Here is an 11,857-nt window from a genome sequence, read left to right on the forward strand (position 1 = left end):
GTGTTTAAGATTCTCGATTTATATATAGGCAGAACCATCATCGCGACCACGTCACTGGTATTGGTGACGTTTGTCGGTCTCTCTGGAATTATCAAGTACGTTGAGCAATTGCGGAAGGTAGGTCGTGGTACATACGATCTATTACAAGCGTTGTATTTCGTTTTATTGAGTATTCCTCGTGATATCGAAATGTTCTTCCCAATGGCGGCATTGCTTGGTGCATTGATTGGGCTTGGTATGCTTGCTGCGAGTTCTGAGCTTGTGGTTATGCAAGCCGCGGGTTTCTCTAAGTTAGATATTGGTTTATCGGTACTTAAGACTGCGATTCCGTTAATGGTGATAGTGACATTACTTGGGCAGTGGGGAGCCCCGCAAGCGCAGAAGATGGCTCGTGACTTAAGAACCATCTCGGTTGCTGGTGGTAGTATTATCTCTACTCAAAGCGGTGTTTGGGCTCGAGATGCCAATGACTTCATTTTCATTGTTAAAATAGACGATGATAAGCTCTATGGTTTGAACATGTGGCGCTATGATGAGAACAAGGCTCTGAAAACGGCCATATATTCAAAAGAAGTCGATTACGTTGGAGACAACGTTTGGACAATGCGCGATGTTGAGGTCACCTCTTTTGAGAATGAAATTCAGGTCACTAAAGAGAGTTTACCGACTTTCTCTTGGGAAACATCGTTAGCTCCAGACAAACTCGCGATAGTGACGGTGAAACCGGAAGAGCTTTCGTTAAGTGGCTTGTATGATTATGTTTCTTATCTCAAAGCATCAGAGCAAGATGCTGCACGTTATGAGCTAGCTTTGTGGAGGAAGATTACTCAACCTATTTCGATAGCGGTCATGATGTTGATGGCGTTGTCGTTTATCTTTGGTCCTCTACGTAGCGTGACCATGGGTGCAAGGATTCTCTCTGGTGTAATTGCTGGCTTTACTTTCTATATATCCAGCGAGTTCTTTGGGCCAATCAGCTTGGTTTATCAAATACCACCTGCCTTTGGTGCGATAGCCCCTAGCGTGGTGTTCTTCGGAATTGCCATCATGCTTTTGAGGCGGAAACTATAAATAGAAGAAAGGAAGGCATTGCGCCTTCCTTTTTTGATCTTGCTTTAAGTTCGCTTAATTGCGTTATTGTGCTTTTGGCAACACAACGACTTCGGTCTTTGCCCAGATATCGTGAAAGCCACGTTTCTGAGGATCGAATGGAACACATAAGTTTGCAAGTCCAAACCCCGATGTACCTAAACGTATTAGCGCTTGAGTTATTGTGATCGCAGAGCCATCTTTGTTTTGAACTCGTAGCTTCCAAGCTCTCATCCCCAGAGTTTGACCTGCTCTGGTCCAGAAGAAGACAAAGAAGTAAATCCAAACGACGACCAAGTAAAAAGTATACGCAGGGCTCCAAATCGGATGATTAGTCAAGAAGTCACTGACATCGGCATACCCGCTATGGTTAAAAATACCAAGAGCCATGAGTGCGTGCAGTAGAGCAACAATGATGCCGGCAGCCATCATTTCAATAGCGATTACAATGAGTGCGTCATAGAACAAGGCACCAAATCGGCGCATTACCCCAGCTGGTGGCAGAGTGTTTGTTGATGTCATGGTGTTATTACTTCTTTAAAAATTGAGGCGTCAGAATATAGTTTAAGGCTTGGCCTGAAAAGAGACATGACGCACAGCTTATGACTTAGTGGCGAAATTATCGGCAAACACACATGAATTCAAGTTTTTATACTTGCCACATCAGTTCGCATACGTATAATGCCAAACATCGACAGGGCAATGCCCCAAGATAATGCCGGTATGGTGAAATTGGTATACACGACGGATTCAAAATCCGTTGCCTTCGGGCGTGGCGGTTCAAGTCCGCCTACCGGTACCATATTTAAATAACAAAGCCTCGACTCAAGTCGGGGCTTTGTTATTTCTGAATCCCCAAAAAGAAAAAAGCGCGAGGGGTATGCCTCGCGCAAACTACTACATGGTGATAGTAGGAACAGTCTATAGAGCTGTGAACAAGGTTTTCTGTGTATTTGGAGTCCACTCGGCTTGTGATACGTGTGGTACGTTTACTAGGTAACGTAAACCTTGATATGTCACTACTTCACTTTCCTCATAAGCAACGTTTAGCGTCCAATTGGTTGCTGGGTCGGCATTAGTCCAAAGGCTAGAGGTTGAAGATGGCGCCCAGTCTTGTTGTGCAACGTGTGTCGTTACGGCTTTGTAAACGGTGCCTGAGTGAGTGACGTAATCGCCAGCTGCGTATGCGTTGCCAACTTGCCAAACCGGAGTGTAGTTATCCATGGTGTCGAAGACATATCCTGCTTCTTGAGCTATTTGAATGAACTTAGCTAACTTAGGTAAATTTTTGGTTGCTCCCATACCACGTTTACCATCTTCAAATAAGAATTCATGCGTTAACACGATCACTTTGTCTGCGTGTAACGGCGTACCACAAGGAAATTCTTGTGCTTTGGAGTTGATAGGATTAATGGTAGTTGGTGCACAACTATTAAGCGCTGCATTAACATAGGTAAGGAATGGTTTTGCTTCTGTTAAGCTGTTTGCTGGCATCGCTATGCCCCAGTTCTCAGGTGCCCAGTCTAAGTCCCAACCATGGGTTTGGTATCCATTATTCGCTAAGATGTTTTGCACTTCAATCGAGGCCTTAACACTGTTTGAAGGGTTTTCAGTGTCACAGAAGTAACCAGGCTCCCAAGGTTTAAAATCATCAGATGTTGCACATAAACCATCTGCCTTAAAGTTCTTTGTTACACGCCAGCCATTGGTGTAAGGCAGTCGAGCAAATTCCTCTCCACGATAGTTTGGATAGCTGTTGATACTTGGTAAGTATCGTTCTAACACGGCTAAGTTTTCGGTAAAAGTACCCGCATCATGAGCAGGATTTTGGTAAGAGTTGATTTGATGATCGCCGGTTGAATTACACTCTGCGCCACTGTTAGGGCCAAACTCTTCAACACAGTTATGAATCATGTGTGCGTAACTGTGGTTAGCCACGATATGCCCCGTATCAAGAGCAAGCTTTAAGGCCTCTAAAGCACGATCTTCATTTTCATCACCAATGCCATCTAAATGCCAAGCATTAAAATAAAAAGTACCTTTAATACCTTGTTCATTCATCACATTAATTACATCGATAGATGCATTAATAGGGCCGTCATCGAAGGTTAAATATATGGTACCTTTTGGTGCTTCTTGGGCATGAGAAAATTGAGATAGGGCAGTGCCTAAAAGTGTAATTATAGCCAGTTTATTTAATTTCATTTTATATTCCTTAGTAGAAATTAATTATGACGTTGTCAGAAATAATATATTGATAGTTATAAATATAGGTTGATGCTTTTAATTTCTTTCTGGCTTTTATCCTAGACCTAAATAATTAATAAAAAATAGGCCGTATTTTCTAAAGTGGGATTCAGTTCACGAACAATGCAACCGGTTGCGCTTTTTTGTGTTGGTTATTTTTGCTACAATTTTTGCAGGTTGAAATTTACACAATGGGAGTAAGGCTATGAAAAAGATCCTTTTATGCTGTAGCGCAGGAATGTCGACCAGCATGCTGGTTAAGAAAATGGAGCAAGCAGCTGAAAAGCAAGGAATTGTATGTGAGATTAACGCTTTGTCTGTGAACGCGTTCGATGAGGCTATCAAAGAGTACGATGTTTGCTTACTTGGTCCTCAGGTTCGTTTCCAGCTAGAAGAACTGCGTAAAATCGCACAAGAGCATGGTAAAAATATAGAAGCGATTTCCCCCCAGGCTTATGGAATGATGAAAGGGGAAGAAGTACTACAGCAAGCTTTAGAACTGATTAACTAATTCAATAATTTTAAATGTAAATATAAATAAGAGTACCACTGAATATTAATGTTTGGTGCGGGATTATTTTGTCTGAAAATAAGGATGGACTCTATGAAGCTTTATGATGCGATTATAGGAATCGTCGAAAAGCATATAGCCCCAATAGCGGCTAAAGTGGGTAATCAGCCCCATGTTAGAGCAATGAGAGACGGGTTTATTGTGGCAATGCCGTTTATTATTGTCGGTAGCTTTATTTTGATTTTTGCTTTCCCCCCATTTGAAGAGGGTACCTCGTTTACTTTAGGTCAAATATGGTTGGACTTTGCGACGACGCATTTCGATACTATTATGATGCCGTTTAATATGTCGATGGGGATAATGACCATATTTGTCTCGCTTGGGGTCGCCTATAGCTTGGCTAAAGCGTACAAAATGGATGGGATCACCAGCGCAGTATTATCGCTCATGAGCTTTTTATTAGTTGCTGCACCTGCAAAAGATGGTGCCTTGGCGATGAAGCACATGGGTGGTACCGGTATCTTTACTGCTGTCATGTGTGCTTTCTTCTCGGTAGAACTCTACCGCTTTATGAAGAAGCATAACATTACGATTCGTATGCCAGAGCAGGTCCCACCTGCAATCGCTCGTTCTTTTGAAGTTCTTTTACCTGTCTTAGCGATTTTCATTACGTTATATCCATTAAGTATTTTTGTTCAGATTCAATACGACATGCTGATCCCAGATGCGGTGATGGCAATGTTTAAACCACTGATCAGTGCTTCAAATACCTTACCAGCGATCATCGGCGCGCTGCTTGTTTGCCAATTGTTATGGTTTGCAGGCATTCACGGTGCAGCGATCGTTGTTGGACTATTGTCTCCAATCTTCCTTACAAACATTAGCGTCAACATCGATGCGTTTGTTGCCGGTCAACCAATTCCAAATGTATTTACTCAGCCCTTCTGGGATTTCTACATCTTCATTGGTGGTTCGGGTGCAACTCTAGCGCTAGTCTTGTTGATGTCTTTCAGCCGTTCAGCGCACCTCAAAAGTATAGGTCGCATGAGTGCGGTGCCGGGTTTCTTCCAAATCAATGAACCGGTGATCTTTGGTAGCCCAATTGTGATGAACCCAATTTTGTTTATTCCATTCGTTTTCGCGCCAATCTTAAACGCAACCATCGCTTATTTTGCGATACATCTTGGTTTTGTTGGTATGGGGGTGGCGACAACACCTTGGACAACCCCTGCAATCATAGGGGCCTCATGGGGTAGTGGTTGGACGTTCTCACCAGTGTTGTTGGTTATTGCTCTTCTTATTCTCGACCTCTTCATTTATTTACCTTTCTTCAAAATGTTCGAGAAACAGGTGCTGGAGCAAGAGCTACCAACTAATAAAGAAACGAAAAATGCAGAAAAACCAACAGGCGAAGGCGTGACAGCCTAATGATTATTTGGGCTGTCATTTGGCAGCCCTCCTTTCTGGAGAGAAGATATGGAACAAGAATTAGTGGTAATGGAAATTATCTGTAATGCGGGCGAGGCCAGAAGCTTAAGCTATGAAGCATTGCGTCTATCTAGAGAAAAAGATTTTGCAACGGCTGAAGAAAAGCTATCCCAAGCAAGAGAATGTATTAACAAGGCGCATTTGGTTCAAACTCAACTAATTGAAGAAGATCAGGGAGAAGGCAAAGTGCCAATGACCTTAGTGATGGTACATGCTCAAGATCACTTAATGACCACAATATTGGCTCAAGAAATGGCCGTTGAAATCGTCGCATTGAACAAGCAACTTGCAGAGAAGTAGGGAAGCAATTATGTCGAGAGATGCAATCAAACTTGCCATCATTGGTGGTGGTAGTAGCTATACACCAGAACTCGTTGAGGGCGTTATCAAGCGCTTGGAATTTCTACCAGTGAAACAAATGCACTTTGTTGATATCGAAGTGGGGGCAGAGAAGCTCGAAATCATCAAAGGGTTAGCTCAGCGTATGGTTGACAAGGCTGGCGCCGATATTGAAATCAAAGCGGGATTTGATCGTCGAGAAGCCATCAAAGGTGCTGACTTTGTAATGACTCAATTTAGAGTAGGAGGCTTAGCTGCACGAGCTAATGACGAACGTATCCCTATCAAGTATGACGTTATCGGTCAAGAAACCACTGGGCCAGGTGGCTTTGCCAAAGCACTACGAACCATCCCTGTGATTCTCGATATTTGTAAAGACATTGAAGAGTTAGCGCCAAATGCATGGATGCTGAATTTCACAAACCCAGCAGGCTTAGTTTCTGAAGCAGTGAGTAAACACTCCAAAGTGAAGAGTCTTGGCTTGTGCAATGTACCAGTCTCGATGGAGATGATGATCGCTGAAATGATGGATTGTGAGCCAAAAGAGTTGCAGCTTGAGTTCGCAGGTTTGAATCACTTGGTATGGGTACACAAAGCATGGCTTAGAGGGGACGATATTACTCAAACTGTGTTGGAAAAAGTCGGAGATGGTGCCAACTTCAGTATGAAAAATATTTGGGAAGAGCCATGGGACCCTGCTTTTCTTAAAGCTTTAGGTGCTATTCCTTGTCCTTACCATCGCTATTTTTATCAGACCGACGCTATGTTAGCAGAAGAAAAAAAGAGTGCTAGGGAGCAAGGTACTCGTGCTGAACAAGTCATGGAAACAGAATCAGCCCTTTTTAAGTTGTATCAAGACCCTAATTTGGACCATAAACCGAAGGAACTCGAGGAGCGAGGCGGAGCTTATTATTCCGACGCGTCATTGAACCTAGTTGATTCGATTTATAACAACCGCAACAGTATTCACGTCGTTAACGTGTTAAATAATGGGGCCATTAACAGTTTGTCAGATAGTGCTGTGATTGAGTGTAGTGCAGTGATTGGTAGTTGGGGGGCAAAACCACTCGCGGTAGGGGAGCTATCTAACAACATCAAAGGTTTGCTCTATCAAGTGAAGGCTTATGAACAATTGGCGATTGAAGCCGCCGTTGAAGGCAGTTATGACAAAGCACTTATGGCGTTGACCAATAATCCGTTAGTGCCTGATATTGGTCGAGCGAAATCCATTTTGGATGACATATTGAGAGTCAATGCGTCATACCTTCCTCAATTCAAATTAACAACGTTATAGATAAGGCTGTATCGTCATGAAAGTGATTTTTAACGCAGATGACTTTGGCTTAACGTCAGGAGTAAATATTGGAATCATCAAAGCACACCAGCAAGGCGTTGTTAACTCGACCACTATGATGGTAGGCATGGATGCAGAGAAGCATGCTGTTGAGTTGGCGAAACAAAATCCAGATTTAAAAATTGGTGTGCATCTGCGTTTTACAGCGGGGGCTCCAATAACGGGGCACCCTAATCTTACTAACAATAAGGAGGAGTTTGTTAATTACGCTGACCTGTGGAAGAAACAAGATTTCGATGCCAAGGTAGTGTATGAAGAAGCTGAAAGTCAGGTAGAGCATTTCCTTGCTTTAGGTTTATCCCTGAGTCATCTCGACAGCCACCATCATGCACACACACACCCTCAATTACTGCCCGTAATTAGAGAGCTTGCTGCAAAGTATCGAGTGCCTTTACGCGGGAGTGGACTATGCCATGAAAGTAATTCTACTCGATATTTCTTTACTGATGAGTTTTACGACCAGGGCGTGAATTTAGATGGACTAATGAGGAACTTGCTCAGACTAAAGGCTCGATACGATATTGTCGAAGTGATGTGCCATCCTGCAGAAATCGATAAATCTCTAATACATAAAAGTGGTTACGCATTACAGCGAGAGTTAGAGCTACAAGTACTGACCTCTTCGATACTTAAACAGGAACTTCTTCAGTGTGGTATCGCAGTCACGGATTACTCTGCACTTAGTTCTTCTTACCAAGTCGTCAGTGTATGATTTAGGCTGCCAGCGTCGACCCCCTATAATCACCTTACGATTTGCTGGTGGCCGCTTTATTTTTGGTCTCCCTTTTCAATAAAACAAGTAGTTGGATTAAGTAGTCATATGGCAAGGATTAAAGATGTCGCCGAACTCGCCGGAGTAAATCGCTCTACCGTTTCTCGTATTATTAATGGGGAGGGTAAGTTTCGAGACGAGACAAGAAAAAAAGTCGAAGCGGCCATGGCACAGCTCAATTATCGCCCAAGTGCTATTGCTCGCTCTCTCGCTACTTCATCAAGCAACATGGTTGGCTTGTTAGTGACCTACTATACAGGTGGGTTCTTTGGGGAGATGATGGAGCAAGTTCAAACTGAATTAGACACCCATGAAAAGTTCCTGATTACCGCGCAAGGCCATCATTCTGCAGATGGTGAGCGAGAGGCGATTCAACGTTTTCATGATCTTCGCTGTGATGGGTATGTGCTCCATAGTCGCTACCTTTCTGATGATGATTTACGTGAGCTTGCCAAGTTGCCGACACCATTTGTATTGCTAGATCGCCATGTAGAAGGTATTGAAGAACGATGTGTTACATTTAATCATTATGGTGCGAGTCGTATTGCTGTAGAGCACCTTATAACAAGTGGTCACAGAAACATTGCTTGTATTATGGGACCTTCACAACGGCATAATAGTTTGCTGAGGAAGCTTGGTTATGTCGATGCAATGACAAGCGCAGGGATTGATATTGATGAGAGCTGGTGTGAAGAAGGGGATTACGGACGTCAAAGTGGTTACGATGCAATGGCTGCTATATATAGACGACATCAAGAAATGACCGCCCTTTTTTCTTGTAGTGAGGAGATGACGGTTGGCGCTATGCAATTTCTACATGAACATAAAATTCCGGTCCCAGAGAAAATTTCGATGGTGAGCTTTGATAGTGTTGATTTATGTGAAAGCCTTTATCCAACGGTATCAGCAGTACATTTCCCTATCAGTGATATGGCTAGAGCCGCAGTACAAACACTTATGGGGCTAGTAAAGGATCAGCAATTAGAGAACAAGCTGCTCTTTGAAACTCATTTAAAAATACGCAAAGCAGAGAGGCCCATATAGCTTCTATTTAAAGCCATACTGCACACCATCTACATGGTGTGTTTATTGATGAATTCGTTTACAAAATCTATTATTAAAAGATTATAAAGAAAAGTCAGTAGTGGAAAAGTGGCAGAAATTAAACTTACAGTAGATCGCATCCAGCCCGGCCTAAATATACGACTCCCCCTAAAATGGAATGAACACCCATTTTTATTCAACAGCTTCAAAATAAAAGATGACGCTCAAGTGAAAATAATTCGGCATCTTGGAATTAAGCATGTCTATATAAATCTAAGTCAAAGCGATACTGCACCTTTACCTTCTAATCACGAGATAGAGAAAGGGGCCGATTCAGATCTACAGATAAGCCTTGAAACTGAAAGGATGTGGAAAGATAAGCATGAACGTATCGAAACCCTAAGCACTTACCGTCGTAGAGTCAGTCATTGTGAGGAAGAATTGTCGCAAGCATCCTCAATAATGATTGATTTACCATAAATTTCGTTGTGCGAACTAAATGGGGGAGGTTGTACTCATCCTGTCCAGGTTTTGGTTGTGTGAGTGTCATGTGAATACTCGAAAGTTAAGCCGATACATCTAGATCTAGTTGCTGACAACCTGAGAACAAAATAGGTACCTGTAGATCTAAGTAAGTATCAGTAACCTTCACGCTTTCAAAATTCGTTGCCTTCGGGCATGGCGGTTCAAGCCTGCCTAGCGGTACCATATTTAGATGACAAAGCCTCGACTCAAGTCGGGGCTTTGTTGTATCTGGAGAGCAGAAAACGTTGCCTTCGTGGAGGTGGCAGGAATGCCTGTCCAATCAGTCAGTTATTATTGTGCCATTCCAAAATATTACCGTTTCCGTTCGTAATGCGATTCCTTAGTAAATTAATTATCTTAAATCAGAATGTTATCTGTCATTCTCACGTCTATTGTCTATGTTTAAAGGACTAATAGAGGAGAAACATATGCTGACAGTAACCCCTTACTTGTTTTTTGATGGTCGTTGTAGTGAAGCGTTAGATTTTTATCATAAATGCTTTGGTGGTGTTGTTTTATCGAAGCAACTCTTTAGTGATGCTCCTCAGGTAATAGAGGGGGCACAACCTAGTTGGGTTATGCACGCTGAGTTCGAAGCATTTGGTATGAAGCTCATGATGTCTGATGGCGTTAAAGCTAAAGAACTTGAAGGGAACAATCTGGCACTTTCCTTGGTTACCGAGGATACCGCGACTCAAGAGAAAATTTTTGAGAAGCTTAAACAAGGAGGGCGAATAATGACGCCACTCGCAGATACGTTTTGGGGCGCTAGATTTGGTAAAGTGGAAGATAAGTTCGGTATTCGTTGGATGGTGCATTGTGATTCTTTAAGTTGAACCTGTGAAATTGGATAGTGAAATTCCCGTGTGGTTTTATTAGAATTATAAATATAGATTATTAATCAATATTATATAAATATGGGCAGCATAAAGATTACTGTAGATCGCATCCAGCCCGGCCTACACATACGACTCCCCCTAAAATGGAACGAACACCCATTTTTATTCAACAGCTTCAAAATAAAAGATGACGCTCAAGTGAAAATAATTCGGCATCTTGGGATTAAGCATGTCTATATAAATCTAAGTCAAAGCGATACTGCACCTTTACCTTCTAATCACGAGATAGATAAAGGGGCCGATTCAGATCTACAGATAAGCCTTGAAACTGAAAGGATGTGGAAAGATAAGCATGAACGTATCGAAACCCTAAGCTCTTACCGTCGTAGAGTCAGTCATTGTGAGAAAGAGTTCGAGCGCTCGCTTGCTCGAATGCGTTCAGTAATGACAAAAATTCGTAACCGACCTATAGATGCGGTAGGAGAGGTTAAAAGTCTAGTTGATGATATTGTTGAAATACTGGCAAGTGATGATAGCGTTACCTTACATCTTATGAATGCTAAAGCTGACTTTGAAGACATTTACTTTCATACATTAAATGTCTCTGTCGTTGCGTTAATGATAGGTAAAGCTAAAGGCTACAATACTCAACAATTGAAAGCGCTTTCTTTTGCTGCTTTGTTCCATGATGTAGGAAAGATCAAAATACCAGCTGCAATACTTAGAAAGCAGAGTACGCTGACAGCACCGGAAGAGAATTACCTAAAACTTCATACGAAATATGGTGCTGATATTGTCTCTGGAATTGATGACTTTCCTGAAAGTGCCAAAAAAGTAATCGTTCAACATCATGAAATGAATGATGGCTCTGGTTATCCTGAAGGCTTAAAAGAAGAAGAGATAGATGAACTAACCAAAATAGTTTCAGTGGCTAACGCATTCGATAATCTTTGTCATGGTAAAGCGCAATCTCAACAAATGATCCCATACTTGGCATTGTCCCACTTATATCAGAACTGCAAACATCTATATAGTCAGGATAATTTGAGTCTATTGGTTAAGTTCATGGGAGTCTATCCGCCGGGTACTGTCGTGCAGCTTTCCAATGAATCAATTGGAATCGTGATTTCGGTTAATGCCAAACATATGCTTTATCCGAACGTACTGATCTATGATCCTAGCGTTCCAAGAACCCAAGCCCCGATCATTGACCTATTTACTAAAGAGATAAAAATTGTCAATGCAGTTCATCCAAGCAAGTTACCGGAGCAAGTTAGAGAATATCTAAACCCTAGGGCTCGTTTATCTTACTTTTTTGATAATGGTGAGTAGTTATCCACAGGTTCTTGTGGGTAGTTTGTTCGAAACTTGGGTTGAAAGTTGTATAAATAAGCCCTTGGTTGAAATGTCTTCACTTAACCTCTTTTTTAAATAAAAAACGTATTTAATGCTTGCCAATGAGAGCTGCATCTCTATAATGCCGCCTCACTGACACGGCAGACGCCATAAGGCTTCAGCGAAGAATGTTAGTAAGGCAACTAGCTTTAAGCGATGATTCGCTTTTACTTTTTAAAAGTAGAAATTAATTCCGAATAAGTGTTTGACACTGAGAATTAAAACGCTAGAATGGCCGCCTCTTCCGAAGTGAT

Annotated in this window: 11 protein-coding genes, 1 tRNA gene and 1 pseudogene; 11 read left to right on the top strand and 2 right to left on the bottom strand. The window is 42.1% G+C overall.

What is annotated here, in order from left to right:
* Positions 1–1,071 carry an LPS export ABC transporter permease LptG gene (gene lptG, locus ACED25_RS14765; protein ID WP_012604850.1) on the top strand — a complete coding sequence of 357 codons (1,071 nt, stop codon included), beginning with the start codon at positions 1–3 and terminating at the stop codon, positions 1,069–1,071.
* Positions 1,072–1,134: 63 nt separating this feature from the next.
* Here the strand turns inward: lptG and ACED25_RS14770 are convergent, their stop codons facing one another.
* A complete protein-coding gene (locus ACED25_RS14770) occupies positions 1,135–1,611 on the bottom strand; it encodes an RDD family protein (protein ID WP_371695542.1) in 477 nt (158 codons plus the stop codon).
* A gap of 195 nt (positions 1,612–1,806) precedes the next feature.
* On the opposite strand from ACED25_RS14770, the gene ACED25_RS14775 reads away from it, so the two are divergent.
* Positions 1,807–1,891, top strand: a tRNA-Leu gene (locus ACED25_RS14775).
* A 119-nt stretch (positions 1,892–2,010) separates the two neighbouring features.
* On the opposite strand, the gene ACED25_RS14780 is transcribed toward ACED25_RS14775, so the two are convergent.
* A complete protein-coding gene (locus tag ACED25_RS14780; protein WP_371695543.1) occupies positions 2,011–3,294 on the bottom strand; it encodes a carbohydrate-binding protein in 1,284 nt (427 codons plus the stop codon).
* Positions 3,295–3,541: 247 nt separating this feature from the next.
* Here ACED25_RS14780 and ACED25_RS14785 point away from each other — a divergent pair, with 247 nt between their 5' ends.
* The 9 genes and pseudogenes from ACED25_RS14785 (at position 3,542) to ACED25_RS14825 (ending at position 11,540) form a co-directional block, all read left to right on the top strand.
* Positions 3,542–3,847, top strand: a complete 306-nt coding sequence (locus tag ACED25_RS14785) for a PTS sugar transporter subunit IIB (RefSeq protein ID WP_371695544.1) — start codon at positions 3,542–3,544, stop codon at positions 3,845–3,847.
* 93 nt (positions 3,848–3,940) lie between these two features.
* Positions 3,941–5,275, top strand: a complete 1,335-nt coding sequence (locus tag ACED25_RS14790) for a PTS sugar transporter subunit IIC (protein ID WP_371695545.1) — start codon at positions 3,941–3,943, stop codon at positions 5,273–5,275.
* 48 nt (positions 5,276–5,323) lie between these two features.
* Positions 5,324–5,635 carry a PTS lactose/cellobiose transporter subunit IIA gene (locus ACED25_RS14795; RefSeq protein WP_017100049.1) on the top strand — a complete coding sequence of 104 codons (312 nt, stop codon included), beginning with the start codon at positions 5,324–5,326 and terminating at the stop codon, positions 5,633–5,635.
* A gap of 10 nt (positions 5,636–5,645) precedes the next feature.
* Positions 5,646–6,968, top strand: coding sequence for a 6-phospho-beta-glucosidase (locus tag ACED25_RS14800; protein WP_371695546.1), 1,323 nt, complete (start codon positions 5,646–5,648; stop codon positions 6,966–6,968).
* 16 nt (positions 6,969–6,984) lie between these two features.
* A complete protein-coding gene (chbG, locus tag ACED25_RS14805) occupies positions 6,985–7,740 on the top strand; it encodes a chitin disaccharide deacetylase (protein ID WP_139685407.1) in 756 nt (251 codons plus the stop codon).
* Between the two features lie 108 nt (positions 7,741–7,848).
* A complete protein-coding gene (locus ACED25_RS14810; RefSeq protein ID WP_371695547.1) occupies positions 7,849–8,844 on the top strand; it encodes a LacI family DNA-binding transcriptional regulator in 996 nt (331 codons plus the stop codon).
* 108 nt (positions 8,845–8,952) lie between these two features.
* A pseudogene (locus ACED25_RS14815) lies at positions 8,953–9,309 on the top strand (DUF3391 domain-containing protein); the annotation flags it as partial.
* Positions 9,310–9,797: 488 nt separating this feature from the next.
* Complete coding sequence (locus ACED25_RS14820) at positions 9,798–10,205, top strand: VOC family protein (RefSeq protein WP_029223884.1); 408 nt, start codon at positions 9,798–9,800, stop codon at positions 10,203–10,205.
* An 81-nt stretch (positions 10,206–10,286) separates the two neighbouring features.
* Complete coding sequence (locus ACED25_RS14825; protein ID WP_371695548.1) at positions 10,287–11,540, top strand: HD-GYP domain-containing protein; 1,254 nt, start codon at positions 10,287–10,289, stop codon at positions 11,538–11,540.
* Positions 11,541–11,857 lie beyond the last annotated feature (317 nt).

Origin of the sequence: Vibrio sp. 1F263, assembly GCF_041439035.1 — a bacterium.
GTDB classification, from domain to species: Bacteria; Pseudomonadota; Gammaproteobacteria; order Enterobacterales; family Vibrionaceae; genus Vibrio; species Vibrio tasmaniensis_A.